This window comes from Ruegeria sp. ABV4_181 (assembly GCF_056158465.1).
This window is the reverse complement of record NZ_JBSWTI010000002.1, coordinates 246,915-271,286: the sequence shown is the minus strand read 5'-3', so window position 1 is coordinate 271,286 and position 24,372 is coordinate 246,915. Positions and strand designations below refer to the sequence as shown.

Genomic DNA, 24,372 nt, shown 5'->3' with positions numbered 1-24,372 from the left:
CGAATTCTGGCAGTGCCGCGCTACCTGTACGGGATTCGCTGCGCTGCAAAATGCCGGGCAAAATGTTGCTAAGGCGGAAATGGCGGCTTGTCGCACAGGGGCGCCTTCGTGTCGGCGGAATGCAACCGGCCCTGAAAACGACAAACCCCCGGGCGGGGCCTCGGGGGTCGTCAAATAGTGTCATCCAAAGCTGGACGAGACTTGGTAAGCTCTTAGAGCAAACCTTCGCGCTGTGCTTTCTTACGTGCCAGTTTACGGGCACGGCGGATCGCTTCAGCTTTCTCGCGCGCTTTTTTCTCGGACGGTTTCTCGAAATGTTGCTTCAGCTTCATTTCACGGAACACGCCTTCGCGCTGCAGCTTTTTCTTCAGGGCACGAAGCGCCTGATCGACATTGTTGTCGCGAACACTAACCTGCATGTGGTTGTCACCACCTTTCTAGATAGAGTTGCAAGGAAATTGCAGGAGTTGGCCGTATAGCAAAGCGTCTCTATCTTGTCTAGTACTGGCCCCGAGAACCGGAGGACCGCCATGACCACCACTTATGAAGACGCCAAACAGCAGCTTTTGGACGCGATGCTGACGCATGTGCCGTTTGACGGCTGGTCGGAAACCAGCTTTCGTGCCGCCATTGATGATTGCGCCATGGATGCGGCGCTGGCGCGTGCGATCTGCCCGCGCGGCGCGGTGGATCTGGCGCTGGTGTTTCATGCGCAAGGGGATGCCGCCATGGCAGAGCGCCTAGATTCTGCCGACCTGAGCGATCTGAAATTCCGCGACCGCATCGCGACGGCTGTGCGGTTCCGTCTTGAGGCCGTTCCGGACAAGGAACTGGTGCGCCGGGGCATGACCCTGTTTTCCCTGCCAACGCATGCGGCCGACGGGGCCAGGGCGCTGTGGCAGACCTGCGACCTGATCTGGGATACGCTGGGCGACACTTCGGACGATGTGAACTGGTACACAAAGCGGGCGACTTTGTCGGGGGTCTATTCTTCGACCCTGCTGTTCTGGCTGGGCGACGATTCGCCGGGTCATCAGAAGACATGGGAGTTTCTGGACCGCCGCATCGGTGACGTCATGCTGTTCGAGAAGCTCAAGGCGCAGGTCAACGGCAACCCGTTGCTGAAACCGTTTCTGGCGGTGCCGAACTGGCTGGCCGGTCAGGTCAAACCACCGATGAAAATGCGGGGCGATCTGCCCGGTGTATTGAACCCGCGAAAGTAGACCCGTCTTGCCGCTGGGCCTTTGGCGGATTGCCTGTTAGGCCTTGCGCAAAGGAGATTTGCCCATGACCCAGATGATGCGCGCCGTTGAAATCACCCAGCCCGGCGGCCCGGACGTTCTGCAACTGACCGAACGCCCGATGCCCGAACCACAATTGGGTCAGGTGGTGCTTAAAGTGGCCTATGCAGGGGTGAATCGTCCGGACGCGTTGCAGCGGGCCGGGGCGTATGACCCGCCTCCGGGTGCCAGCGATCTGCCGGGTCTGGAGGCTTCGGGCGAGGTTGTCGCCGTCGGGCCGGGGGTCGAAGGGCTGACACCCGGCGATCGGGTCTGTGCCTTGCTGCCGGGTGGTGGCTATGCCGAATACGTGGCGACGCCCGCCGCGCATTGCCTGCCGGTTCCAAAGGACATGGGGATGAAAGAGGCCGCCTGCCTGCCGGAGACCTTCTTTACGGTCTGGTCCAACGTGTTCACGCGCGGCGGGCTGAAGGCTGGTGAGCGGTTTCTGGTGCATGGCGGGTCCAGCGGTATTGGCACCACGGCGATCCAGCTGGCCAATGCGTTCGGGGCCCGCGTCTTTGCGACGGCCGGGTCGGATGAGAAATGCGAGGCCTGCGTTAAATTGGGGGCCGAGAAGGCGATCAACTACCGGGACGAGGATTTTGTCGGTGTCCTGCGCGCCGAAGGGGGCGCGAACCTGATCCTCGATATGGTCGGCGGCGACTATATCCCGCGCAACGTCAAAGCTCTGGCCGAGGATGGGCGTCTGGTTCAGATCGCCTTCCTGCAGGGTCCGGTGGTCGAACTGAACTTTGCCCTGATGATGGTCAAGCGCCTGACCCTGACCGGCAGCACGCTGCGCCCGCAAAGCGATCTGGCCAAGGCGAAGATTGCGCAGGATCTGCACGAGGCGGTCTGGCCGTTACTGGAGGCCGGGAAGGTTGCCCCCGTCATGGACAGCGAGTTCGCTCTGGCAGATGCTGCGGCGGCGCACGCGCGGATGGAAAGCTCGGGTCATATCGGCAAGATCGTCCTGAACGTGGCCGGTTAGGACATCTGCGCGGGCCCGGTCCGCGCTGTGCCGATCAGGCAACCGCGCGGCGGTACAGGTGCCAGGTTGCGTGGCCAAGAACCGGCATGACGACGATCAGGCCCAGCAGCATCGGGATCGCACCGATAACCAGCATCGCCGCCACGATGAACCCCCAGGCCAGGATGACGCCGGGGTTGTGACGCAGCACCCGCACCGAGGTCACCACGGCGACCGGCAGCCCAACCTTGCGGTCCAGCAGCAGCGGAAAACTGACGACGCTGATCGCAAGTGCGACAAGGGCAAACAGGAACCCTACGGCGTTTCCGAAGATGATCATCGTCCAGCCTGCGCCGGTCGTGAACACCTGCGTGACGAAGGCACCGAATGAGGTGGGCAGTTCGGGTCCAAGCGTGTGTTCGTAGATACTCTGCGCGGCCATCAGCCAGATGAGCAGCAGCATCACCAAATAGAAGCCAAGCGCCAGAATCGCGCCGAATGACGGCGACCGGAACACGCCGAAAGCGTCCAGCCAGTGCACCTCGTCCCCTTTTTCGCGTTTGCGGCTGATTTCATAAAGGCCCACCGCGGCGACCGGACCAATCAGGGCAAAACCCGCGATCAGCGGCGCCAGCAGCGGCACCATGTTCCGGTTCAGCCCGAAGCCGAACATCAGCAACCCAGCAATCGGGTAAATCAGCACTATGAATATTGCGTCGGCCCGCGTTTCCAGAAAATCCTGATATCCGGCCCGCAAACAGGCACGCAGATCATTCAGGGTCAGCGTTTGCACCATCGGCAGGTGCCGTGTGTCCGCACTGCCGATTCGGGTGACGCTTTCGGCGACATGATCGCTGGTCGCGCCGATATTCCGGGCCGCCCAGCTGATCGGATTTCCTATAGTCTTGGCCATCTTCTTCCCCTCCCTTTGCGTATCAGCGCAGCGGAGTAAATCCGGCTTTGGTTGCCCTTGGCCGGACCAGCCGGCAACGCCCGAACAGCAGTATAGCACAAATTTTCGCGTTGTGGTTGCGCCACGCCGAATCGTGCCGATTGCCCTTATTTTCAGGCGTGTTAGCTTGGCGTCAGGCAACAGGAGGTCAGCATGCAGCAAATGGCACGAACCGTCGTCATCCATGAACACGGCGGCCCCGAAGTTCTGAAGATCGAAGACCGCCCTCTTGGCGATCCGGGGCCGGGCGAGGTTCGCATCCGACATCATGCCTGCGGGCTGAATTTCATCGATGTCTATCAGCGCACCGGGCTTTACCCGATGGACCTGCCGCATGCGCTGGGCATGGAGGCCGCAGGCGTGATCGAAGCCGTCGGCGAAGGCGTGACCCATCTGGAACCCGGCCAGCGCGCCGCCTATGCCACGGCGCCCGCCGGGGCGTATTCCGAAGCCCGGGTGATGCCGGCGGCGCAGGTATGCCCGTTGCCGGACGGGATTTCCTTTGATGCGGCGGCTGCGATGATGCTCAAGGGGATGACGGTTGAGTATCTGTTTCACCGCACCACGCCTCTGAAACGCGGCGATATCGTGCTGTTTCACGCGGCCGCCGGCGGCGTTGGCCTGATCGCCTGCCAATGGGCGAAATCCGAGGGGATCACGTTGATCGGAACCGCGGGAACAGATGAAAAATGCAGTCTGGCCCAATTCAACGGCGCGGCGCATTGCATCAACTACCGGACCGAGAATTTCGCCGAACGCGTCGCCGAAATCACCAAGGGCCGGGGCGTGGATGTGGTGATGGATTCGATTGGCGCGGATACGTTTGAGGGTTCGCTGGACAGCCTTGCTCCGCTGGGCATGATGATCTCATTCGGCAATGCGTCGGGGATGGTGCCACTCATGGATATCGGGATTCTGGCCAAGAAAGGCTCGCTCAAGATTACCCGGCCGACACTGTTTACCCATATCTCGGATCACACCGTCTGTCAGGCCATGGCGCGGCGGTTGTTCGGCAAGGTCGAGGGCGGCGAGGTCAAGATCCATATCGACCAGCGCTTTCCGCTGGACCAGGTGGCCGATGCGCACCGGGCGCTTGAGGCCCGCCAAACAACCGGCAGCACTGTTCTGGAACTTGCCTGACGGTCGGACCCGGTATTGCGCCGGGTCCGCCTGATTGCAGTTTCGTCCGTTCAGAACCGATAGGCCGCGCGCAGCTGAACGGTGGTCGCATCCACGTCGATGCCGGTGGAATTGAAGTTGTTGAACTCGTGATACAGGATTTCACCGCCGACGCTAATATTGGGGGCCACGATCTGTTCATAGCCTGCGCCGATAAACCAGCCATCGTCACTGCCGAGGTTGTCGGTTCCGGCGTCGGCAAATCCGCCGATACCGTATAGCAGCCCCTGTGATGTGACCTTGTAACCGGCGCGTGCCTTGATGCGCCAGACATCCTCGACCTCGACACCGGGGGTCAGCTCGATGCCGGTCCAGTCATAATCCAGCCCTGCACCAACGACCCAGTCGCCCAGGTCGTAGTCATATCCGAGGATGATACCGCCAATCGCGCCATCGCCGTCGACACCCGATACGTTGGTGTCGATATCGGCGTAGCCGAACTGCAGACCGCCATAAAACCCGGTCCAGTTGCCTGACGATTGCGCCATCGCGGTCCCTGCGGCCAAGGTTGCGATAGCAGAGGCGAGAATAATTTTACCTGTCATCCTATTTTCCTTTCGATCGAAATGGTCTGCAGCAGACCCGTGCTGCCCTTGTTGTTATTACTGAGCACTACGGCCCGGCCTGACGACCGGATCACAGTTCCTTTGCACATTCCGACCCGAAATGACGTGCCCCGGCATGACATCCGGCAGCACCGGTCCGTGAAGTCCGGACACTTTGTTTCCTGAAAATGTAGGATTCCCCGCAGGGTGTTTCAAACGGCAATCGGCGGCAGAGTGATCTGCCGCCGACCCGGGAGTTTGTGTGAGCGAATTATTGCGCTTGCAGTTCCGCCGGTGTTTTTTCGGCGATGGTTTCCCAGTTGGTGCTGGCCTGCTCGATAAAGCCGGGGATGTCACCTTCCCAACGTTTCTGGATGCCTTCCGACAGGTTCAGGTACAGCTTGTTGTCGACGATCTTCCAGTAATTCGGGTCACCGTCGAACTTGAAGCCCATTGCGGCACCAAAGGCACAATAGCCACCATATGCGGGCAGGTAGGCTTCGGGATTTTCTTCAAACGCGGCTTTGTTTTCCTCGTTGGCAAAGCGGTACATCGCGTCATCGTGGATCGTGGTGATCTGCCAGTCACCCTTGGTCGGCGCGCCTTCGGTGAAATAGGCGACCGGGTCATAGCCCTGCAGCGCCAGGCCAGTGGTCGAGGTGTTCAGTTCTACGCCCGCAGCGATGGCCGAGCTTGCGATTGCGACGGACAGCGCGACGCCGCCAATAAGGGATTTGATCTTGTTCATTGTTTTCACCTTTCGTGAAACGGGCCACCCAACGACGCCGTAATTACGCCCAGCCGACCCTAGTGATTTTGGTCCGTGCGACCGGCAATTGGTCGTCACGACACCGAAGTGGGCAGACCGCCATTCACGTTCAAAACAATCAATCGTGATTGTGCGGGGGTGAATAGGTCGTGTTCAGATTTGCAGAGTGTGGCCGTCGCGGTCGCTCCGGAACGCGATGACGAAATCTATCACCTTCTGCACCGGCATCTCGCACGGGCGCAGGACCGCGCCGCTGTTTTCTGTCAGATACAGGTTCAGGCTGATGTAATCACCGCCACCCAGTTCCTGCGCAACCAGCTTGTGGGATTTGCCGCCGGCCAGTTCCGTGCGCGAGACAATGTATCGCCTTTGCCCGGTGCGCCCGGTGGATGTGCCCGGCGGGATGGCGAAAAACGCCGGCAGGAACGGTTGGGGCAGACTCAAGACTGTCCGATTTTCGGTTCGGTTCCGGCCCGGATGCGCGCGACGTTTTCACTGTGCCGCCAATAGACCAGCAGGGTCAGGATGATCCCCAGCACAAAGGTTGAACTGTTCGTCAGGATCATGACCCAGATGGTTGATAGCGCCGCTGCCGCCAGCGCGGCCAGTGAAGAGATCCGCCAGATCGCCGCCGCCACCAGCCATGTCAGGCAGCAGGCCACGCCCACGTGCCAGTCCAGCGCCAGCCACAGGCCCAGAAAGGTGGCAACGCCCTTGCCGCCCCTGAACCCCAGCCAGACCGGAAAGCAATGGCCTAGAAACGCGGCCAGCGCGGCGATCTGGGTGGCATCTTCCCCGGCCAGCGCGCGCGCCAGCAGAACAGCGACCGCGCCTTTGGCGGCGTCAAATATCAGGGTCAGCGCGGCGGCGGCCTTGTTGCCGGTCCGCAGCACGTTGGTGGCACCGATATTGCCCGATCCGATCTTGCGCAGATTGCCCAGCCCCATGACCCTGGCAATGATCATGCCAAAGGGGATCGATCCCATCAGATAGCCAATCGCAGCCCAGAGGATCAGCTGGGTCATGGAACTGTCAAAGGGCGGCATCAGGGTCTCCGGTAAACTTCTTGTCCTGCCACATAGGTTGCGGTGACCTTACCCTGCATCCGCTGGCCGTCAAACGGTGTGTTCTGCGATTTCGACTTTAACGAGAACCGGTCCAGCACAAAGGGCACATCCGGGTCGAACAGCACCAGATCGGCAGGCGCACCTTGGGACAGGCGGCCACTTTCCAGACCCAGCCGTTTCGCCGGGTTCAGGGCCATGGCGCGGAACAGCGTCGGCAGGTCCAGCTGATCCGCATGATAGAGGCGCAACGCCGCCGGCAGCAGCGTTTCCAGCGCCACCGCGCCCGAGGCGGCCTCTTCAAACGGCAGGCGTTTGCTTTCCTCATCCTGCGGCGTGTGCATGGAACTGATCGTGTCGATCAGCCCGCTGCGCACCGCTTCGATCACCGCCTGCCGGTCGTCTTCCGACCGCAGCGGCGGCTTGACCTTGAAGAAGGTGCGATAGTCGGCCACGTCCAGTTCGTTCAAGGTCAGATGGTGGATCGAGGTCCCGGCGGTGATGTCCAGCCCGTTGCGCTTGGCGCGCTCCAGCGCGGGCAGGGCGCGAGCGGTTGTAATCTGATCGGCGTGGTAGGCAGCGCCGGTCATCTCCAGCAGAGCGATATCGCGGTCCAGCCCCATCCGCTCGGCCATTGGCGACACCGCGGGCAAGCCGCGCAGCGCGGCGAACTTGCCGCTGGTCGCGGCTGCTCCGTTGCTGAGGCCGGGCTCTTGCGGATGAGCGATGACCAGCGCACCGCAGGAGCGTGCGTAGGTCAGCGCGCGGGAAAACACCTTGGTGTTGGCAACGACATGATCGCAATCCGTGAAAGCCACGGCGCCCGCGTCCTGCAGGAACCCGATCTCGGTCATCTCACGCCCTTCGCGCCCTTTGGTCAGCGCGGCCATGGTCAGCACGTTGACCGGCGTATCCGCCTGCGCGCGACGGGTGACGAATTCCAGCGTTTCCGGCGTGTCGATAGCAGGCGTGGTGTCGGGGCGTGTCACGATAGTCGTCACGCCCCCAGCGGCAGCGGCCAGACCGGCGGATTTGTAGCTTTCCTTGTGGCGCTCACCGGGTTCGCAGACCTTGACGCCGATATCGACGATGCCGGGCGCCAGACAGTGTCCGCGGCAGTCAATGACGTCCGCGTCCGAAGTCGGCGCGACGCCGTCGCCCCGCGCGGCAATCCGACCTTCGGCAACCTGCAGCCAACCGGTGTGGTCCGTGTCATTTTCCGGATCAATCAAACGGGCGTTGGTAAAGATCAGGTTGCGCATGCCATGGCCCTTTCGATTGCGGCTTTGGTGGCGGCCGGGTCCGCCTGGTATTTGATCAGGTGCTTGTCGCCGCCTTTGGTGACGATCTGGACGAAGCTGCCCATGGTGTTGACCGCTGCGATCTGATGCAGTGCGACCGTGCGCGGACCGGGGCCGGTAAGGGAGATGTCCGACATCTGCCATGTGGCGGCCATCTCTTCCGAGGCCAGATACCACGCGCGCACGCCGACTGCGGCCAGACCGGCGGGTGCTCCGGTCCAGATATACGGGTTGCCGACCAGCCACAGCACGATCATCGCAACGGCCATGGCCCCGGCGGCCAGCCACGTATTGGTGCGGACATACGTGCCCTTGTCGGGGGAAAAGGTCACAGGATCAGCCACAGGGCGCCTCCGATAACCATTATGATCACCACAGCCAGAACGGCCGAACCGATGCGGCGCGGCTTGTCATCTTCGGGTACAGGTTGCGGGGCCGAGAAGGGCCGGGCGCTTTCGGTTTCGATTGCCCCGCCGGTCCAGTTTGTGGCCTCTTCGGTGAACAGACTAACCAGACGCACCTTTGGGCCGGGGTTCAGTGTGGCGGCGCGCCCACGGAAGGCGGCGCTGCGAACCACCATGACCCAGCCATCCATGGCGTCCAGAGCGCGCCGGTCCAGCTGGTCTTCAGAGACACCGCATCCTTCGTGCAAGTAACCAAAGATGCCCAGGTCCTCCAGATCGGAAACCGGGAATACGTCGATCTGTTCAGGGTCCAGCCCCGTGACCCCCAGAACCTGATCGGCGGCACCGGGTTCGCGCAGGAACTTGGCCTCCTCCGGGCGCATGTCCAGTTCGAACAGGCGCAGAACGCCGCGTTCATGGGGGGCGACGGTCAGATCGCTCATGCCGCGTCTCGCAGGTTGCGGGCCAGCAGTTCCATCGCCGCCATGCGCACGGCGACACCCATCTCGACCTGTTCCTGAATGACCGAGCGGTTGATGTCGTCGGCCAGCGTGCCGTCAATCTCGACGCCTCGGTTCATCGGGCCGGGATGCATGACGATGGCGTCAGGCTTGGCCAGCGCCAGCTTGGCGGCGTCCAGCCCGAAGCGGTGGTAATATTCACGTTCCGAGGGGATGAATCCGCCATCCATCCGTTCTTTCTGAAGCCGCAGCATCATGACGACATCGACGTCCTTGAGACCTTCGTTCATGTCGTCATAGATCTCGGCGCCAAACTCGGCGAACTGGCCGGGCACCAGCGTCGGCGGACCGATCAGGCGGATGCGGTTCTCCATCTTGCCCAGCAGGATCAGGTTCGACCGCGCCACGCGGGAATGGGCGACGTCACCGCAAATGGCGATGTTCAGGCGGTGCAGGCGGCCCTTGGCGCGGCGAATGGTCAGCGCGTCCAGCAGCGCCTGCGTCGGATGCTCGTGCCGCCCGTCGCCCGCATTCAGCACCGCGCAGTTCACCTTTTGCGCCAGTAGGTCCACCGCACCGGATTGCGGGTGTCGCACCACCAGCAGATCGGGGTGCATCGCGTTCAGCGTCATCGCCGTGTCGATCAGCGTTTCACCTTTTTTGATCGAACTGGCCTGCATCGCCATGTTCATCACATCCGCGCCCAGGCGCTTGCCGGCCAGTTCGAAACTGGCCTGCGTGCGGGTCGAGTTCTCGAAGAACATATTGACCTGCGTCAGCCCCGACAGCACGTCCGAATGCTTGGTCGACTGACGGTTCATGTCGACATATTTTTCGGCCAGATCAAGGATAGCGGTGATATCGGATTGCGACAGGTGCTCGATGCCAAGAAGGTGACGATGGGCGAAACGCATGGGCGGGCTCCTGTCTGACAATCGGGCCGCTTATAGAAAGCCGCGCGCGCCGAGGCAACCTAAGGTTCCGTGCTTTCAGGCAGTTTCTCGCATCCGCCGTCCGGCAGACATTGCTCGCCCGGCTTGCACCACTTGCCGTAGCCGCAGTCGACGGCCTTGACCGGGACACAGCCCTGATGTTCGGAACACTTGAAGCCGGGGCGGCATTGCGATCCGGTGTCTTCGCACAGAAACCAGCCGGGGCGCGTACATCCGCCGCCCGGCAGACAGGATGATCCCGCCCCGCAGTTCCGGCCATCGTCGCATAGGGTGGGCAGGCCCTGCGTCGCGGTGTTCGGGTCGAATTCCGGCGTGATCCGCTCGCATTCGCCGCGCGCATTGCAAAACGTACCGCCCGGACAATCGAGGCGCGAGGTGCACCGGTTGGCCCCCGCCGGTGCACAGCGCGTCCCGCCGGCCACGCACCGTTCAAACGGACCACAGGTGCGGCCGCCGCCGCAATAGGTGCCGCCCAGCGGGATGCAGTGGCCGTCAAAGCTGCACCGTTGCCCGCCCGAACAGCACCGGGCGCCGCACTGGAACTGCCCGCCGCGGCACTGGCCGTTGCGGTCGAACAGTTGCGCAACGGCCGGGCCGCTGAGCGTGGTCAGCAGCAGGGAAATCAGAAGGAATCGCAGCAATACCAACATGAATATCCCGATGGTCGGTGCGACGGACGGACCGATCAAGGCCTATTCGCTTTCCCTCGATCAAAAGCTGGTTAGATTGAGGGGTATGGAATCGGCTCTGGACTATCATACCGCGCGGGCGCTGCTGGAATGGCAGATCGAACTGGGTGCGACCGACGCGGTCGGCGACGCCCCGGTGGATCGCTATGCGCTGCCCGACACCGCGCCCAGGGCCAAAAAGCCGGCCGCGGCGCAGGTTGCACCCGAAAAACCTGCGCAGACCGACCCGGTTGCGGTGGCGCAAGCGGCGGCACGGGCCGCCGGATCGCTGGAACAGTTGCGCGCTGCGATGGATGCATTCGATCTGTGCGAGCTGAAACGCGGAGCCCGGCAGTTGGTCTTTGCCGACGGCACGCCGGGCGCGCGGGTGATGATCATTGGCGAGGCTCCGGGCCGCGATGAGGATCGCGAAGGCAAGCCCTTTGTCGGTCGCGCTGGACAGTTGCTGAATCGGATGCTGGCCGCGATTGACCTGAACCGCGGCGAAAACGTCTATATCACCAATGTCCTGCCTTGGCGGCCGCCGCAGAATCGCGATCCCAAACCCGAAGAGATCGGGATGATGAAGCCGTTCCTTGAACGCCATGTCGCGCTGGCCAAGCCCGAGGTGCTGGTGGTGATGGGCAACATCAGCTGTCAGGCAGTGCTGGGCAAACGCGGCATCACGCGGTTGCGCGGGCAATGGGATCAGGCGCTGGATCTGCCGGTCATTCCGATGTTTCACCCCGCCTACCTGCTGCGTCAGCCACAGATGAAACGGCAGGCCTGGGCGGACCTGCTGGAGCTCAGGGCGCGACTGGGGGCGGTGGGATGAAGATACTTGCCTTCTCTGATCTGCATATGGCGCGCAACCGCGCCGCCGAGGTTGTCGGGGCCAGCGCCGCCGCCGATCTGGTGATCGGTGCGGGGGACTACTGCAACATGCGGCAGGGGTTGGCCGAGGCGATGGGGATGCTGTCGGGGATCACCGCGCCGCTCGTGCTGATCCCCGGCAATGCCGAAAGCGCCGGAGAGTTGAAGGATGCTGCGCCCGAAGGCGTGCATGTATTGCACGGCACCGGCATGACGGTGGATGGCCTGCGTCTGTTTGGCCTCGGCTACGGCGTCCCGGTCACGCCGTTTGGCGCATGGTCCTGTGACCTGACAGACGCAGAGGCCGCCGAGTTGCTGGACCGTTGCGATGCCGCGGATATCCTGATCGCGCATTCGCCGCCCAAGGGCTATGGCGATGTCACTTCGGCGGGCGATGCGGTCGGGTCGGTGGCCGTGCGCGATGCCATTGAACGGCTGCAGCCGCAATACGCGCTGTGCGGCCATATCCACGACAGCTGGGGCTATCGCGGCACGATCGGCCGCACGCAGGTTGCCAATCTGGGTCCGCGCACAAACTGGTTCGAGGTGAACATATGATTGAAACCGTCACGCTGCTGGCCTTTGTTCCCGCGGCCATTGCCCTGAATTTCACGCCTGGGGCCGACATGATGTTCTGTTTCGGTCAGGGGCTGCGGTCGGGGGCGCGGCCGGCACTGGTCGCCAGCGCTGGGATTTCCTTTGGGCTGATGGTTCACGTTTTGCTGGCCGGGCTGGGGCTGGGCGCGGCGGTGGCCACGATGCCCTGGCTGTTCGATGTGATCCGCTGGCTGGGCGTTGGCTATCTTCTCTATCTCGCCTGGGGTGCGATCCGGAACGGTGCAATTGCGGCGGATGCGCCTGCCAGACCGACCCGTTTTGCCTTTCGCGACGGGATGGTGGTGAACCTGACAAACCCCAAGATCATCCTGTTTGTCCTGGCCTTCATCCCGCAATTCGTGAACCCGGCGGCAGGCTCGATTCTGGCGCAGTTTCTGATTTTCGGACTGATCATCGCGCTGGGCGGGTTTGTGGTGAACGGTCTGGTTGGCATATTTGCCGGCGGCGCGGGGCGGATCCTGATTTCGAACGCACGCGCCTCGCGTATCATGGGGTGGGTGACCGGCGGGATTTTCACTGCGCTTGCGGTGCGTCTGGCCGTGATGGAAAGGGCCTGACGCCACATGTCGCGCATTGACGAAACGCTGGAATTCATCCCGGTCCGGATTGCGGTGCTGACGGTGTCGGATACGCGGTCGCTGGACGAGGACCGCTCGGGTCAGACATTGGTGGACCGGATCGAGCGCGCAGGGCATTCGGTGGCCGACCGCAAGATCATTCGGGACGAGCGCGCCGAGATCGCCGCGCAGCTCCGCCTGTGGGTGGGAGACCCGGAAATAGACGTTGTCATCACGACCGGCGGCACCGGCCTGACGGGCCGCGATGTGACGGTCGAAGCGCATCGGGACGTCTATGAGAAAGAAATCGAAGCTTTTGGTACGGTTTTCACTATCCTGTCGATGGAGAAGATCGGCACCTCCGCGGTCCAGTCCCGCGCAACGGGTGGCGTGGCGGGCGGTACCTATCTGTTTGCGCTGCCCGGCAGCCCCGGCGCCTGCAAGGATGCATGGGACGGAATTCTGGAAAAACAGTTCGATTATCGCCATCGTCCCTGCAATTTCGTGGAAATAATGCCCAGATTGGACGAACATCTGCGACGGAAGTAAACTGGTCGTACGTTCAACGCTTTATAACCGCTTTGTGGCTTGGCAAAATTTCGCGCCCGGCTACATTTCGGGCATGGCGGCCTGCGCAACCGGGGTGAGTGATAGATGCGATTTCTGCGGCAAAGCCTTGTCGGTGTCTTTCTGGCGTCTCTGACGCTGGCCCTGCTGTTCGTCGCGTTCCAGTTGATCGCGGGCGCGGTGCAGGACGTTCTGAACCGCGACGAGGCCCCGCCCGAGGCCCGCGAACGGATTTTTGCCGTCAGTGTCCAACCGGCAGAACTGGAAACCGTTACGCCCTATCTTGAAGCCTTCGGAGAGGTTCAAAGCCGTCGCCGTCTGGAATTGCGCGCGGCGCTGGGCGGGCGGGTTATCGCGCTGTCCGAAGATTTTGAAGATGGCGGCGCGGTGACAGCCGGAGAGGTTCTGGTCGAGCTTGATCCGGCGGATGCGCAATCGGCGCTGGATCGCGCGAAATCCGATCTGCTGGACGCGCAATTCGAAGAACGCGACGCAGAACGCTCGTTGCTGCTGGCGCAGGATGAGCTGAACTCGGCCGAGGCACAGGCCGCGCTGCGCGGGCGTGCGTTGCAGCGCCAGCAGGATCTGCAATCCCGGGGCGTCGGCGCTGCGGCAGCCGTCGAAGAGGCAGAACTGGCCGAAGCCGCAGCGCAGCAATCGGTTCTGGCCCGCCGGATCGCGCTGGCGCAGGCGGAATCCCGTGTCGATCAGGCGACAACCTTGCTGGCCCGCGCCCGCATCGCGCTGGCGGCGGCAGAACGGGATCTGGACGACATGACCATCCGCGCCCGCTTTGGCGGGACCCTGACGGATGTGACCCTTGTCGAAGGGCGGCTGGTATCGGCCAACGAAAAGCTGGCGGAGCTGGTCGATCCCAACGCGCTGGAGGTCGCCTTTCGGGTCTCGACCGCGCAATATGTGCGATTGTTGGACGCGGGTGGCGATCTGATCGACGCGCCGGTGACGATTTCGCTTGAGGTGACCGGCACCGACCTGATTGCCGAAGGTCGCATCAGCCGCGACAGCGGTTCGGCCGGTGAAGGGCAGACAGGGCGCCTGATCTATGCCCGCCTGGATGACGCCTCCGGGTTCAAACCGGGCGACTTTGTTACCGTTTCGGTACAGGAACAGCCGCTGGACAACGTTGTGCGGCTGCCATCCTCGGTTCTGGATGCAATTGGCACCGTGCTGGTTCTGGGGGACGGGGACCGGCTCGAAGCGCTGCCGGTGCAACTGATCCGTCGACAGGGTGATGAAGTGCTGCTGCGGGGGCAGGGTCTGGTCGGTCGCGAAGTGGTCATAGGCCGCACACCGCTTTTGGGTTCGGGTGTGCGCGTGCGTCCGCTGCGGATCGAGGCCAATGCCGGGGCTGAACCGGACATGGTCGAACTGTCCGACGAACTGCGCGCCCAGCTCGTGGCGCAGGTCGAAGCCAGCGACCGCATGCCCAGCGACGTCAAGGCCCGCGTTCTGGGGCAACTGAGCGAAGCCAGGGTTCCTGCCTCGCTGGTGCGGAGCATTGAAAACCGGGCAGGGGGTTAGGCGCCATGATGCGCGACATTCCCGGCGCGGCGGGTGGTATCCTGAGCTATTTCACCCGCCACAGGACGGTGGCAAACCTGCTATTGCTGGTGATGCTGGTTCTGGGGGCCGCGGCCATCCCGAACATGCGGGCGCAGTTCTTTCCGGATGTGATCCTTGAACGTGTCGATGTCACTGTCGAATGGGACGGGGCCGGACCCGAGGACGTGGATAACGGCATCGTTCAGGTGCTGGAACCGGCCCTGCTGGCGGTCGAGGGCGTATCCAGCACAACCTCGACCTCCCGCGAAGGGACGGCCAGAATCCGGCTGGAGTTCGAGCCCAACTGGGATATGTCGCGCGCTGTCGAAGAGGTTCGAACCGCCGTCGACAGCGTCACCAATTTGCCCGAGGATTCCGAAGAACCCGCAATCCGGCGCGGGGCGTGGCGAGATCGGGTGACCGATGTCGTGGTCACCGGCCCGGTGGCGGCAGATCATCTGGCCAAGTTTACCGATGAACTGATCAACCGCCTGTTTTCGGTCGGGGTTACGCGCACGACGATCCGCGGTCTTGCCGCGCCCCGTGTGGTGGTCGAGGTTCCGACCGCACAACTGATCGCGAATGACATCACCCTGTCCGAAATCGCGCAGGCCATCGCAGCCGAAGTCACGGCGAACCCGGCGGGCGACGTAACCGGGGCCAACGCACGCATCCGCACCGGAACGGAAAAACGCACCCCGGAAGAGATCGAAGGCATCGCCTTGCGCAATTTCGCCGACGGCTCCAAGCTGTTTGTTGGCGACGTGGCCGAGATCAAGGTGGAAGGGGTCGACCGCAACCGCAGCTATTTTGTCGGCGAAAACCCGGCCATGTCGATCCGGGTCGACCGCTCGAACCTCGGCGATGCGATCGAAATCCAGCACACGGTCGAAAACGTGGTGGCCGAGATGCAGGCCAGCCTGCCCGAAGGTGTCACGGTCGAACTGATCCGCACCCGGGCGCAGGCGATCACCGACCGCCTGGATATTCTGGTCGACAACGGCCTTGTCGGCCTGGGCCTGGTCGTTTGCCTGCTGTTTCTGTTCCTGAACGCGCGTATCGCCTTTTGGGTGGCGGCAGGTATTCCGGTGGCCATGTCCGCGGCCATCGCCTTGATGTATATCGGCGGGCTGTCGATCAACATGGTGTCGCTGTTCGGGCTGATCATCACGCTGGGCATTGTCGTGGACGACGCCATCGTGGTGGGTGAGCATGCCGATTTCCGGGCCCGGCGGCTGGGTGAGTCTCCGGTTGTGGCCGCCGAACGGGCGGCGCGGCGGATGGCGATGCCGGTCTTTGCAGCGACGCTGACCACCGTGATCGCCTTTTTCGGCCTGACCGCCATCGGTGGCCGGTTCGGCGAGCTGATCCGCGATATCCCCTTTACCGTGATTGCGGTGCTGATCGCGTCGTTGATCGAATGTTTCCTGATCCTGCCCAACCATATGGCCCATGCCATTGCCCATTCGGCCAAGGAGCACTGGTACGACCTGCCCAACCGCGTGGTCAATCGCGGGTTCCGCTGGATGCGGGACCATCTGTTCCGCCCGCTGATCGCCTGGGTGGTCTGGGCGCGCTATGTGGTTGTGGCCGCGATGGTGGTGATCCTGGCCAGCCAGATTGCCCTGTTCATTCGCGGGGACGTGAACTGGCGCTTCTTCAATGCTCCCGAACGCGGATCCGTCACCGGCAATTTCATCATGGTCGAAGGCGCGACCCGCGCCGAAACCCTTGCGATGATGCACGAATTGCAGCGCGCCGCTGAAGAGCTGGGCCAGATCTACGAAGAACGTCATGGCCGCAATCCCATCGATTACGTGCTGGCCGAGGTGGGTGGCAGCGCCGGGTTTGGCCTGTCCGCCGCTGAAGGTAAGGATCAGGACCTTTTGGGCGGGATTTCCATCGAGCTGATCGACGCCGACCTGCGCCCCTATTCCAGCTTTGAATTCGTCGGTGAATTGCAGGAATTTGTACCGCGCCATCCCAAGGTCGAACTGATCAGCTTCCGCGGCTGGCGTTCCGGCCCCGGCGGCGATGCGATCGACGTGCAGTTTTTCGGCGCTGATGTGAATACGCTCAAGGCCGCGTCCGAGGATTTGCAGACAGAATTGTCGAAATACCCAGAGGTTTCCGCGCTTGAGGACAATCTCGCCTACGACAAGGAAGAGTACATCCTTGACTTGACCGCGCAGGGTCAGGCGCTGGGCTTCAGAATCGAAACGCTGGGCCGTGTGCTGCGCGACCGGCTGAACGGGATCGAAGCCGCGACCTTCCCCGACGGGCCGCGCAGCGCCGAGATTCGCGTCGAACTGCCCGAGGGCGAACTGACCGCCGATTTCCTGGAACGTACGCTGATGCGCACGCCGGACGGCGTGTATGTGCCCCTGGCCGACATCGTCTCGGTCGAGCGCAAATCGGGCTTTTCCACGATCCGGCGTGAAAACGGTTTGCGGGTGATCTCGGTGAACGGCGACATATCCGAAGATGACCCGGCCCGTGCGGCGGAAATCGCCCGCGCCCTGAACGATGAGATTTTGCCCAACATCGCCACCGAACGGCAGGTCGAATGGCGCATGGCCGGCCTGAGCGAGCAGGAGGACGAGTTCCTGACCGAGGCGCGCACCGGGCTGACCCTGTGCCTGACCGGCATCTATCTGGTTCTGGCCTGGGTCTTTGCTAGCTGGACGCGGCCACTGGTCGTGATGGCGATCATTCCGTTCGGACTGGTGGGCGCGATCTGGGGGCATTACCTTTGGGACGTGCCTCTGAGCATGTTTACCGTGGTTGGCCTGCTGGGGATGACCGGGATCATCATCAATGACTCGATCGTGCTGGTGACCACAATCGATGCCTACCAGCAAGAACGCGGGTTGCTGCCGTCGATTGTCGAAGGCGCTGCCGACCGGCTGCGCCCGGTGATGCTGACGACGCTGACAACGGTTCTGGGGCTGACTCCGCTGTTGTATGAAGGATCGCAACAGGCGCAGTTCCTCAAACCCACCGTAATCACCCTGGTCTATGGGCTAGGGTTCGGGATGCTGCTGGTGCTGCTGCTGGTGCCGGCGTTGCTGGCCATTCTGAACGACCTGTCGCGCCCGATGACTGCGATGCGCCGGGCACTGCGGGCCCCCGACCGGGTGGTGCAGGGCGCGCTTTTGGCCACGGGATCGGCGCTGTTGGTTTGGTTCGGTCTGACGATGGTCTGGCCCGCGCTTACCGGTGTACCGGTCGGTGTTCTATCCGGCCTCTATGCCGGCGAAGACGGGATTGCCGCCCTGCAGATGGGTCTGGGGGCGTTTGTCGCGGGCGCGGTTCCGATTCTGGTGCTGAGCGTGACGCTATCGGGGCTGCTTTATGCGCGCCTCAAGGGTCGGGCGGTTTAACCCCGGCGCAATGCGGTTTCCAGCAGGTCGGGGACCCGGTCGCTCATCCCCAGATCGCCGCGGCGTATCTGATCGACGGGAAACCACCGGGCGTCCAGCGCATCATCGCCGGCCACCGGTGAGCCTGACTGGTACTGACAGGCCACACCGACCAAAAGGTAGTGCGCCAGGACAACCCCCTGTGCGTCGCGCCGCAACAGGTCAAGATTGTCCAGATAATGCAGTGGCTCGGCAAGGACCGAGGTTTCTTCGTGCAGTTCCCGCCGCGCGGCGTCCAGAACCGTCTCGCCCCATTCCACATGACCGCCGGGAAACCCCCACAGCCCGGCATCGGGTTGTTTGCCGCGTTGCACCAGCAGGACCTGGCCCCGATGAAGAACTACGGCCAGCGCGCCGATCTTTGGGGTTTGAATCATGGGGTCAGCCCGCGCTGCAGCCCTGAATGTCGACGGCGTGATTCGCGCCCAGAACGGTGATCCGAATTTCCGACCGGTCCAGCGCAAAAGGCCCGCCCGAGGCACTGATCACCTCGGATGTGGCAATCAGCGTGTCGCCCTTGCGCCGGGTTTCGGACTGCGACGCCCAGAGCGCGGGATTGCCCGGTTCGATCACCGCAACCTCGCGCCCGCCGGCTGATGGCATGGTGACGCGGGCCTCGATCCGCATACCGTCCGAAGTGGGCGTCAGATGGCAGCGCGCCTGTGTCACGCGGGCCTCTTTCGCGGAATAGGGGCGCTGGGCCAGCGCTGCGGCGATGGCCGGGTTGCGTGCCGCGTCAGCGTCCAGCGTATGGTCGAAATCCAGCCGTTCGGGGATGCAGACATCCTTGCAAACACCCAGATCCATGTCGCCGCGCAGCCGTACGGGTTTGGCGGGGTTGTCTGGAGTGATTTCCACCGGCAGCACCAGTTGCCCTTCGTAACCGATCGATTGCAGACCGTTCTGCACAAATACGTCCGGGGCAGGCCAGGTGATCGACACCTCGCCGACATTGTCAGAGCCGGTCCAGTCGAACTGCGGCGGGATACCGGCATCTCCGGGTGCGCGCCAATAGGTTTTCCACCCCTCTTTCAGCGTCAGCCGCACGGCACCCAGATAGGTTCCGTCAGCGGTACGCCCACCGTCGAGAATATCCAGTTGGACAACCCCATCGACACCCTGCGCACAGGCGGGGGCGGTCAGGGCGACGCAGGCGGTCAGCGCAATCGCAGCGGATTTAAAACGGCGGTTCATACCCCATAAATGCGCGGTACGGGCTGGGATTCCAAGTCACGTTCCGGTCACCCGGATGAAATCTGCGGAAATATGCGCTGATCCCTTGCCAATCCCTGCGCCCCAAGGTCATTGTTGAGGGGGACTCAGCAAGAGATGTAAATCTATGGACCTGACCGGAAAACTGTTGATTGCGATGCCTGGCATGGGTGATCCGCGCTTCGACCATTCGGTGGTTTACATCTGCAGCCACGGGGATGACGGGGCGATGGGTCTGATCGTGAACAAACCGTCGGATCTGCGGATAAAAACCCTGTTGGGACAGCTGAACATCGCATGCCGCATCCCGGTGGTGGGCGAGCGTCTGGTCCATTTCGGCGGCCCGGTCGAGATGTCGCGCGGGTTTGTCCTGCACAGCGCGGATTACGATGCCAACCTGCATTCGATGCGAATCTCGGATGATTTCAGCATGACCGCGACGCTGGATGTGCTCGAAGACCTGGCCTCGGGGCGCGGGCCCCTGAACTCGACGCTGGCGCTGGGCTATTCCGGCTGGGGGCCTGGGCAGCTGGAAGATGAGATCGCGATGAATGGCTGGTTGACGACCGAGGCGTCCTCGAAACTGGTTTTCGACGTGCCCGACGACGGGAAGTGGGAGGCCGCGCTGGCCACGCTGGGCGTTGATCCGCTGACCCTGTCGGCCAGCGCCGGGCGGGCCTGATCAGCTGTCACGGGGCGCGGCAGCGCGGCGCAGGCGGTCGTTGATCGCAGCACCCAGCCCGTGAACGGGGATCGGTGACACCGCAATCGGGCGTCCGGTACCATTTAGCCTGTGCAGGGCCGAAAACAGGTTGGCCGCCGCCTCGGCCAGATCGCCGTCTTCCGACAGGTTCAGGTCACACGCGACGGGTCCGAAACCCAGCAGAACCTCATCGCCTTGCGGGCCTGCGGCGTTCAGGCGCACCGGCGCATCCGGGGCGTAATGCGATTGCAGCTGACCCGGCGCCGTCAGCAGGTCTCCGGGCTGATGATGATGCAGGCGGGTGTTCAGAACGCGTTCGATCTGTTCCAGCGAAACGCCGCCGGGGCGCAACAGGGCGGGCTCTCCGGCCAGTCCGACAATGGTGGATTCCAGCCCGACGCCGCAGGGACCGTCATCCAGAATGGCGGCGATGCGCCCGTTCAGCCCCCTGCGCACATGTTCGGCGGTTGTCGGGCTGATCTGGCCCGAAGGGTTGGCCGACGGGGCCGCGACCGGCCCGTCAAACGCGGCCAGCAAGGCGCGGGCAGTGCCATGTGCGGGCACCCGGACGGCCAGCGTGTCCAGCCCGGCGGTGACCAGCGGTGAAATGCCGTGGCCGGCGCGCAAGGGCAGAACCAGAGTCAATGGCCCCGGCCAGAAGGCGGCGGCCAGCGCCTCGGCCCGGTCTGACCATTCGACAAATCTCTGCGCGGCTTCGATGGACGCGACATGGGCGATCAGGGGGTTGAAACTGGGGCGTCCCTTGGCCTCGTAAATCCCGGCCACCGCATTGCCGTTGCAGGCGTCGCCGCCCAGCCCATAGACGGTTTCGGTGGCAAACGCGACCAAAAGCCCCTGCCGCAGCAGATCCGCCGCCTGCGCGATTCCACCGGGATCGGCAGATAACTCCTGTGTGCCGTTAGGGATCATATGTGGTGACGCCGCGTTTTGATTGCTTGTAACATTTGGCTGGCTAGGTAATCGAATAATCAAGGATGCATAAAGGTGGGCATTGAAATTTCCAACCCCACCCGCGAAAAACCGAACAGACAACCCTGAGGGTAGATATGCCATACCGCGCGCCAATTTCCGATTATGAACTTCTGTTCCGCCATGTGATCGGGTTCGATCAGATCGCGGCGACCGAGAAATTTTCGGAGGCCAGCGCGGACGTCGTCAGCGCGATCCTGACGGAAGCGGGCAAGATGTGCGAAGAGGTCATGGCCCCGCTGCAACGCCCCGGCGATCTGGAGCCGCCACGTCTGGAAAACGGCGTCCTGCGCACATCGCCGGGTTACGGCGACGGCTGGAAGGCGATTGCCGAAGGCGGCTGGATCGGGATGAGCGGTGATCCTGAATATGGTGGCATGGGCCTGCCGATGACCCTGACAACGGCCGTGAACGAGATGATGTCGGCGGCCTGCCTGTCGTTGCAACTGGCTCCGCTGATGACGCAGGGCCAGATCGAAGCGCTGGAACATCACGCCAGCGACGAGCTGAAGGCGCTCTACCTTCCGAAGATGATGGCGGGCGAATGGTCGGGCACCATGAACCTGACCGAACCGCAGGCCGGATCGGATGTCGGCGCGCTGACATCCAAGGCCGAACCCAATGGCGACGGAACCTATTCGGTGACCGGGCAGAAGATTTTCATCTCGTGGGGCGACAATGATTTCACCGAGAACGTCTGCCATCTGGTGCTGGCGCGCCTGCCGGACGGCGTTCCCGGAACCAAGGGCATTTCGCTGTTCCTGGTGCCCAAATACCTGCCCGATGACAACGGCAATCCCGGTGTGGCCAACGATCTGAAGGTCGTGTCGCTGGAGCACAAGATGGGCCTGCACGGCTCGCCCACCTGCGTGATGCAGTATGACGGCGCAAAAGGCTGGCTTGTGGGCAGGGAACATGGCGGTATGGCCGCGATGTTCACCATGATGAACAATGCCCGTCTGGGTGTCGGTGGGCAGGGCGTCGGCGCAGCCGAAGGCGCCTATCAGCACGCGCTGGCCTATGCGCTGGAACGCAAGCAGGGCAGGACGCCTTCGGGGACGATCATAGACCACGCGGATGTGCGCCGGATGCTGATGGGCATGCGCGCCGATACCTTTGCCGCGCGCGCCATCATGCTGGCCAACTCGGCCGCCATCGACATGGCGAACGCCACCGGCGACGCCGAATGGGTATCTCGGGCGGCCCTGCTGACCCCGATCTGCAAGGCTTTCGGCACCGAGACCGGCATGCGCGTCTCCGAGACCGGTGTTCAGGTTCACGGCGGCATGGGGTTCATCGAAGAAACCGGCGCGGCACAGTATTACCGCGACGTCCGGGTGACCGCGATTTACGAAGGCACCAACGGCATTCAGGCCATGGACCTTGTCGCGCGCAAGATGTTGGATGGCGGCGAGGCGGCCTCGCGTCTGCTGGACGAGATCGAGGATCACGCGGAAGAGGCCCGTTCGGCCATGCCGGATCTGGCCGGTCCGGTCTGGGAGGCGACGGAAAGCTTGCGTGAGACAACCGAATGGATCGTGGCGCAGACCGACATGAATGACCGTTTCGCCGGGGCCGTACCCTATCTGCACGCATTTGCACGTGTTCTGGGCGCGCATTACCACCTCAAGGCTGCGCTGGCGGCACCGGATGGACCCCAGTCCAGGCTCGCGCGCTATTACATCAACGCGCTGCTGCCGGAATATGCCGGTCTGCTGGCGCAGGCGCAGAACGGGGCCGAGGACATCTATGCCCTCAGCGCCGAGGAACTGGCGGCCTGATGGACGGCGACACCCCTTTGACCATCCGCTATCCCTGGCCCGAACCTCCGGCGCCGGGTCAGGCAGTTGAAGTCGCCGAAGGGGTGCTGTGGATGCGGCTGCCGCTGCCCATGGCGCTGGATCACGTCAACATCTATGCGCTGGATGACGGTGACGGGTGGACGGTGATCGACACGGGTCTGTCGTCGAACAAGACCCGGCGCATCTGGGAAACGCTGATGGCGGGGCCTTTGGGCGGCAAGCCGGTCCATCGCGTGGTGGTGACCCATCACCATCCCGATCACGTCGGCAATGCGGGTTGGTTCCAGTCAGAACACGGCGCGGAACTGGTGACATCGCGCACCGCCTGGCTGTTCGCGCGGATGCTGCAACTGGATGTTCAGGAAACCTGGCCGCAGGAAACGCTGGACTATTACCGCAGCGCCGGGATGGACGCCGCCTTTCTGGCCAAAAGGATGACCGAACGGCCCTTCAATTTCTGCGACACGGTGTATCCGATGCCACTGGGCTTTACCCGGATCAAACAGGGCAGCGTGATCCGCATGGGCGGGCGCGACTGGGACGTGCACATGGGCAATGGCCACGCCCCGGAACACGCCACCTTCTGGAGCCGCGACGACAATCTGGTGCTGACCGGCGATCAGATCCTCAGCTCGATCAGCCCCAATCTGGGCGTCTACGTCACCGAACCGCTGGCGGACCCGGTTGCTGAATGGCTGGAGGCCTGCGAGCGGCTTCAGGGGCTGGCCCGGCCCGATCACATCGCTCTGGGCGGGCACAAACTGCCCTTTGCCGGATTGCCTCTGCGGATGAAGCAGTTGATCGACAATCACCACGGCGCGCTGGACCGGTTGCAGGATTATCTGGACCAACCCAAATCCGCCGCCGAGTGCTTTGTTCCCCTGTTCAAGCGTCAGATCGGCGCGGGTGAATATGGCCTGGCGCTGGTCGAAGCGGTTGCACACCTGAACCATCTTTACCACATTGGAGCTGTCACCCGGACGCGCCGCGCGGACGGGGCATGGGAGTTTCAGCGCAAGGGGTAAGGCATGCAGGACCAGATCGAAACGTCGGCTGAGGCGGCAGAAGCGGCAGCTTTGCCCAGATGCTACGAGGTGCACGCGAACCCGAATGCGCAGTCCGGCGCAAAAGAATTGCCGGGTCCTTTGCAAAAACCGGTCGAGACGAAAAGCCCGGCGCAATGGGCCTATGAGCGGCTGATCCTCTATATCCAGAACTTCGAAAAGGCGCTGGATGGCGATCAGGAGGTCGCCATGGGCTTTACCGGCGGCGACGCGGGCGTCATGCGGATCGAGGGCATGGGCTATTTCGATCCTGACATCATCACCTTCTATGGTTCGGACGCGACCGGCGCCCGGACCCAGCTGGTGCAGCATGTGAGCCAGCTGAACGTGATGTTGCGCGCGCTGCCAAAATCGGTCGAGGACAAGCCCGCCAACCGCATCGGCTTCCGGCTGGCGGCCGATCTGGAAGAGAACTGACCGCCCGGCTTGCAATTCACGTCTGCGCAGCCTTG

Annotated in this window: 27 protein-coding genes; 13 read left to right on the top strand and 14 right to left on the bottom strand. The window is 63.0% G+C overall.

Features of this window, described 5'->3' with window-relative positions; genetic code table 11:
• Window positions 1–212: 212 nt before the first annotated feature.
• The gene (rpsU, locus tag ACXAC3_RS01380) at window positions 213–419 is read right to left on the bottom strand and encodes a 30S ribosomal protein S21 (protein WP_005614280.1); all 207 of its coding nucleotides are present in this window, start codon (window positions 417–419) and stop codon (window positions 213–215) included.
• 111 nt (window positions 420–530) lie between these two features.
• Between rpsU and ACXAC3_RS01375 the strand changes: the two genes are divergently transcribed.
• A complete protein-coding gene (locus ACXAC3_RS01375) occupies window positions 531–1,223 on the top strand; it encodes a COQ9 family protein (RefSeq protein ID WP_475154856.1) in 693 nt (230 codons plus the stop codon).
• A gap of 64 nt (window positions 1,224–1,287) precedes the next feature.
• Window positions 1,288–2,274 (top strand): NAD(P)H-quinone oxidoreductase, encoded by a 987-nt coding sequence (locus tag ACXAC3_RS01370; protein ID WP_475154852.1) that lies wholly within the window; start codon window positions 1,288–1,290, stop codon window positions 2,272–2,274.
• A 34-nt stretch (window positions 2,275–2,308) separates the two neighbouring features.
• On the opposite strand, the gene ACXAC3_RS01365 is transcribed toward ACXAC3_RS01370, so the two are convergent.
• Complete coding sequence (locus ACXAC3_RS01365; protein WP_475154848.1) at window positions 2,309–3,166, bottom strand: DUF2189 domain-containing protein; 858 nt, start codon at window positions 3,164–3,166, stop codon at window positions 2,309–2,311.
• A 192-nt stretch (window positions 3,167–3,358) separates the two neighbouring features.
• Between ACXAC3_RS01365 and ACXAC3_RS01360 the strand changes: the two genes are divergently transcribed.
• Window positions 3,359–4,345, top strand: a complete 987-nt coding sequence (locus tag ACXAC3_RS01360) for a quinone oxidoreductase family protein (RefSeq protein ID WP_475154843.1) — start codon at window positions 3,359–3,361, stop codon at window positions 4,343–4,345.
• Window positions 4,346–4,395: 50 nt separating this feature from the next.
• On the opposite strand, the gene ACXAC3_RS01355 is transcribed toward ACXAC3_RS01360, so the two are convergent.
• The 9 genes from ACXAC3_RS01355 to ACXAC3_RS01315 all read right to left on the bottom strand — a co-directional run bounded on the left by ACXAC3_RS01355 (window position 4,396) and on the right by ACXAC3_RS01315 (window position 10,531).
• Complete coding sequence (locus tag ACXAC3_RS01355; RefSeq protein WP_475154840.1) at window positions 4,396–4,929, bottom strand: outer membrane protein; 534 nt, start codon at window positions 4,927–4,929, stop codon at window positions 4,396–4,398.
• A 271-nt stretch (window positions 4,930–5,200) separates the two neighbouring features.
• Window positions 5,201–5,677: a YHS domain-containing (seleno)protein gene (locus ACXAC3_RS01350; RefSeq protein WP_475154838.1), complete on the bottom strand. Its 477-nt coding sequence runs from the start codon at window positions 5,675–5,677 to the stop codon at window positions 5,201–5,203.
• 174 nt (window positions 5,678–5,851) lie between these two features.
• Complete coding sequence (locus ACXAC3_RS01345; RefSeq protein ID WP_475154832.1) at window positions 5,852–6,142, bottom strand: hypothetical protein; 291 nt, start codon at window positions 6,140–6,142, stop codon at window positions 5,852–5,854.
• Window positions 6,139–6,744 carry a glycerol-3-phosphate 1-O-acyltransferase PlsY gene (plsY, locus tag ACXAC3_RS01340; protein WP_475154827.1) on the bottom strand — a complete coding sequence of 202 codons (606 nt, stop codon included), beginning with the start codon at window positions 6,742–6,744 and terminating at the stop codon, window positions 6,139–6,141. Before plsY ends, ACXAC3_RS01345 begins: the two co-directional genes overlap by 4 nt.
• Complete coding sequence (pyrC, locus tag ACXAC3_RS01335; protein WP_475154822.1) at window positions 6,744–8,024, bottom strand: dihydroorotase; 1,281 nt, start codon at window positions 8,022–8,024, stop codon at window positions 6,744–6,746. Before pyrC ends, plsY begins: the two co-directional genes overlap by 1 nt.
• Window positions 8,012–8,407: a hypothetical protein gene (locus tag ACXAC3_RS01330; RefSeq protein ID WP_475154818.1), complete on the bottom strand. Its 396-nt coding sequence runs from the start codon at window positions 8,405–8,407 to the stop codon at window positions 8,012–8,014. The genes pyrC and ACXAC3_RS01330 overlap by 13 nt, the downstream gene beginning before the upstream one ends.
• On the bottom strand, window positions 8,392–8,910 hold the full coding sequence (locus tag ACXAC3_RS01325; RefSeq protein ID WP_475154813.1) for a hypothetical protein: 519 nt from the start codon (window positions 8,908–8,910) through the stop codon (window positions 8,392–8,394). The genes ACXAC3_RS01330 and ACXAC3_RS01325 overlap by 16 nt, the downstream gene beginning before the upstream one ends.
• Complete coding sequence (locus tag ACXAC3_RS01320; protein WP_475154808.1) at window positions 8,907–9,842, bottom strand: aspartate carbamoyltransferase catalytic subunit; 936 nt, start codon at window positions 9,840–9,842, stop codon at window positions 8,907–8,909. Before ACXAC3_RS01320 ends, ACXAC3_RS01325 begins: the two co-directional genes overlap by 4 nt.
• A 59-nt stretch (window positions 9,843–9,901) precedes the next feature.
• On the bottom strand, window positions 9,902–10,531 hold the full coding sequence (locus ACXAC3_RS01315) for a scavenger receptor class F, member 2 (RefSeq protein WP_475154806.1): 630 nt from the start codon (window positions 10,529–10,531) through the stop codon (window positions 9,902–9,904).
• An 85-nt stretch (window positions 10,532–10,616) separates the two neighbouring features.
• Here ACXAC3_RS01315 and ACXAC3_RS01310 point away from each other — a divergent pair, with 85 nt between their 5' ends.
• The 6 genes from ACXAC3_RS01310 (at window position 10,617) to ACXAC3_RS01285 (ending at window position 18,110) form a co-directional block, all read left to right on the top strand.
• Window positions 10,617–11,384 (top strand): uracil-DNA glycosylase, encoded by a 768-nt coding sequence (locus ACXAC3_RS01310; RefSeq protein ID WP_475163316.1) that lies wholly within the window; start codon window positions 10,617–10,619, stop codon window positions 11,382–11,384.
• Window positions 11,381–11,980, top strand: a complete 600-nt coding sequence (locus ACXAC3_RS01305; protein WP_475154803.1) for a metallophosphoesterase family protein — start codon at window positions 11,381–11,383, stop codon at window positions 11,978–11,980. Before ACXAC3_RS01310 ends, ACXAC3_RS01305 begins: the two co-directional genes overlap by 4 nt.
• Window positions 11,977–12,597 (top strand): LysE family translocator, encoded by a 621-nt coding sequence (locus tag ACXAC3_RS01300; RefSeq protein WP_475154801.1) that lies wholly within the window; start codon window positions 11,977–11,979, stop codon window positions 12,595–12,597. The genes ACXAC3_RS01305 and ACXAC3_RS01300 overlap by 4 nt, the downstream gene beginning before the upstream one ends.
• Window positions 12,598–12,603: 6 nt before the next feature.
• Window positions 12,604–13,146, top strand: a complete 543-nt coding sequence (gene moaB / locus ACXAC3_RS01295; protein ID WP_475154798.1) for a molybdenum cofactor biosynthesis protein B — start codon at window positions 12,604–12,606, stop codon at window positions 13,144–13,146.
• A 105-nt stretch (window positions 13,147–13,251) separates the two neighbouring features.
• Entirely contained in the window at window positions 13,252–14,706 is a 1,455-nt protein-coding gene (locus ACXAC3_RS01290; protein WP_475154796.1) for an efflux RND transporter periplasmic adaptor subunit, read from the top strand.
• A 5-nt stretch (window positions 14,707–14,711) separates the two neighbouring features.
• A complete protein-coding gene (locus ACXAC3_RS01285; RefSeq protein WP_475154794.1) occupies window positions 14,712–18,110 on the top strand; it encodes an efflux RND transporter permease subunit in 3,399 nt (1,132 codons plus the stop codon).
• Here ACXAC3_RS01285 and ACXAC3_RS01280 read toward each other — a convergent pair.
• Window positions 18,107–18,526, bottom strand: coding sequence for an NUDIX hydrolase (locus tag ACXAC3_RS01280; RefSeq protein ID WP_475154792.1), 420 nt, complete (start codon window positions 18,524–18,526; stop codon window positions 18,107–18,109). The two genes, ACXAC3_RS01285 and ACXAC3_RS01280, sit on opposite strands and share 4 nt — an antisense overlap.
• Before the next feature lie 4 nt (window positions 18,527–18,530).
• The gene (locus ACXAC3_RS01275) at window positions 18,531–19,343 is read right to left on the bottom strand and encodes a protein-disulfide reductase DsbD domain-containing protein (protein ID WP_475154790.1); all 813 of its coding nucleotides are present in this window, start codon (window positions 19,341–19,343) and stop codon (window positions 18,531–18,533) included.
• Between the two features lie 145 nt (window positions 19,344–19,488).
• Here ACXAC3_RS01275 and ACXAC3_RS01270 point away from each other — a divergent pair, with 145 nt between their 5' ends.
• Complete coding sequence (locus tag ACXAC3_RS01270) at window positions 19,489–20,043, top strand: YqgE/AlgH family protein (protein ID WP_475154785.1); 555 nt, start codon at window positions 19,489–19,491, stop codon at window positions 20,041–20,043.
• Here ACXAC3_RS01270 and ACXAC3_RS01265 read toward each other — a convergent pair whose 3' ends face one another.
• Entirely contained in the window at window positions 20,044–20,994 is a 951-nt protein-coding gene (locus tag ACXAC3_RS01265) for an L-threonylcarbamoyladenylate synthase (protein ID WP_475154781.1), read from the bottom strand. It lies immediately after the preceding gene.
• Window positions 20,995–21,131: 137 nt separating this feature from the next.
• Here ACXAC3_RS01265 and ACXAC3_RS01260 point away from each other — a divergent pair, with 137 nt between their 5' ends.
• Genes ACXAC3_RS01260 through ACXAC3_RS01250 form a run of 3 tightly spaced genes read left to right on the top strand, consistent with a single transcriptional unit; the run spans window position 21,132 to window position 24,337 of the window.
• Window positions 21,132–22,835, top strand: a complete 1,704-nt coding sequence (locus ACXAC3_RS01260) for an acyl-CoA dehydrogenase (RefSeq protein ID WP_475154775.1) — start codon at window positions 21,132–21,134, stop codon at window positions 22,833–22,835.
• Window positions 22,835–23,881: an MBL fold metallo-hydrolase gene (locus ACXAC3_RS01255; RefSeq protein ID WP_475154770.1), complete on the top strand. Its 1,047-nt coding sequence runs from the start codon at window positions 22,835–22,837 to the stop codon at window positions 23,879–23,881. The genes ACXAC3_RS01260 and ACXAC3_RS01255 overlap by 1 nt, the downstream gene beginning before the upstream one ends.
• 3 nt (window positions 23,882–23,884) lie before the next feature.
• Complete coding sequence (locus ACXAC3_RS01250; protein ID WP_475154764.1) at window positions 23,885–24,337, top strand: DUF6173 family protein; 453 nt, start codon at window positions 23,885–23,887, stop codon at window positions 24,335–24,337.
• Window positions 24,338–24,372 lie beyond the last annotated feature (35 nt).

Bases quoted from the DNA above. Each gene is read 5' to 3' on its own strand.
- rpsU (WP_005614280.1), bottom strand. From the start codon at position 419: ATGCAGGTTAGTGTTCGCGACAACAATGTCGATCAGGCGCTTCGTGCC.
- ACXAC3_RS01375 (WP_475154856.1), top strand. From the start codon at position 531: ATGACCACCACTTATGAAGACGCCAAACAGCAGCTTTTGGACGCGATG.
- ACXAC3_RS01370 (WP_475154852.1), top strand. From the start codon at position 1,288: ATGACCCAGATGATGCGCGCCGTTGAAATCACCCAGCCCGGCGGCCCG.
- ACXAC3_RS01365 (WP_475154848.1), bottom strand. From the start codon at position 3,166: ATGGCCAAGACTATAGGAAATCCGATCAGCTGGGCGGCCCGGAATATC.
- ACXAC3_RS01360 (WP_475154843.1), top strand. From the start codon at position 3,359: ATGCAGCAAATGGCACGAACCGTCGTCATCCATGAACACGGCGGCCCC.
- ACXAC3_RS01355 (WP_475154840.1), bottom strand. From the start codon at position 4,929: ATGACAGGTAAAATTATTCTCGCCTCTGCTATCGCAACCTTGGCCGCA.
- ACXAC3_RS01350 (WP_475154838.1), bottom strand. From the start codon at position 5,677: ATGAACAAGATCAAATCCCTTATTGGCGGCGTCGCGCTGTCCGTCGCA.
- plsY (WP_475154827.1), bottom strand. From the start codon at position 6,744: ATGCCGCCCTTTGACAGTTCCATGACCCAGCTGATCCTCTGGGCTGCG.
- pyrC (WP_475154822.1), bottom strand. From the start codon at position 8,024: ATGCGCAACCTGATCTTTACCAACGCCCGTTTGATTGATCCGGAAAAT.
- ACXAC3_RS01325 (WP_475154813.1), bottom strand. From the start codon at position 8,910: ATGAGCGATCTGACCGTCGCCCCCCATGAACGCGGCGTTCTGCGCCTG.
- ACXAC3_RS01320 (WP_475154808.1), bottom strand. From the start codon at position 9,842: ATGCGTTTCGCCCATCGTCACCTTCTTGGCATCGAGCACCTGTCGCAA.
- ACXAC3_RS01315 (WP_475154806.1), bottom strand. From the start codon at position 10,531: ATGTTGGTATTGCTGCGATTCCTTCTGATTTCCCTGCTGCTGACCACG.
- ACXAC3_RS01310 (WP_475163316.1), top strand. From the start codon at position 10,617: ATGGAATCGGCTCTGGACTATCATACCGCGCGGGCGCTGCTGGAATGG.
- ACXAC3_RS01305 (WP_475154803.1), top strand. From the start codon at position 11,381: ATGAAGATACTTGCCTTCTCTGATCTGCATATGGCGCGCAACCGCGCC.
- ACXAC3_RS01300 (WP_475154801.1), top strand. From the start codon at position 11,977: ATGATTGAAACCGTCACGCTGCTGGCCTTTGTTCCCGCGGCCATTGCC.
- moaB (WP_475154798.1), top strand. From the start codon at position 12,604: ATGTCGCGCATTGACGAAACGCTGGAATTCATCCCGGTCCGGATTGCG.
- ACXAC3_RS01290 (WP_475154796.1), top strand. From the start codon at position 13,252: ATGCGATTTCTGCGGCAAAGCCTTGTCGGTGTCTTTCTGGCGTCTCTG.
- ACXAC3_RS01285 (WP_475154794.1), top strand. From the start codon at position 14,712: ATGATGCGCGACATTCCCGGCGCGGCGGGTGGTATCCTGAGCTATTTC.
- ACXAC3_RS01280 (WP_475154792.1), bottom strand. From the start codon at position 18,526: ATGATTCAAACCCCAAAGATCGGCGCGCTGGCCGTAGTTCTTCATCGG.
- ACXAC3_RS01275 (WP_475154790.1), bottom strand. From the start codon at position 19,343: ATGAACCGCCGTTTTAAATCCGCTGCGATTGCGCTGACCGCCTGCGTC.
- ACXAC3_RS01270 (WP_475154785.1), top strand. From the start codon at position 19,489: ATGGACCTGACCGGAAAACTGTTGATTGCGATGCCTGGCATGGGTGAT.
- ACXAC3_RS01265 (WP_475154781.1), bottom strand. From the start codon at position 20,994: ATGATCCCTAACGGCACACAGGAGTTATCTGCCGATCCCGGTGGAATC.
- ACXAC3_RS01260 (WP_475154775.1), top strand. From the start codon at position 21,132: ATGCCATACCGCGCGCCAATTTCCGATTATGAACTTCTGTTCCGCCAT.
- ACXAC3_RS01255 (WP_475154770.1), top strand. From the start codon at position 22,835: ATGGACGGCGACACCCCTTTGACCATCCGCTATCCCTGGCCCGAACCT.
- ACXAC3_RS01250 (WP_475154764.1), top strand. From the start codon at position 23,885: ATGCAGGACCAGATCGAAACGTCGGCTGAGGCGGCAGAAGCGGCAGCT.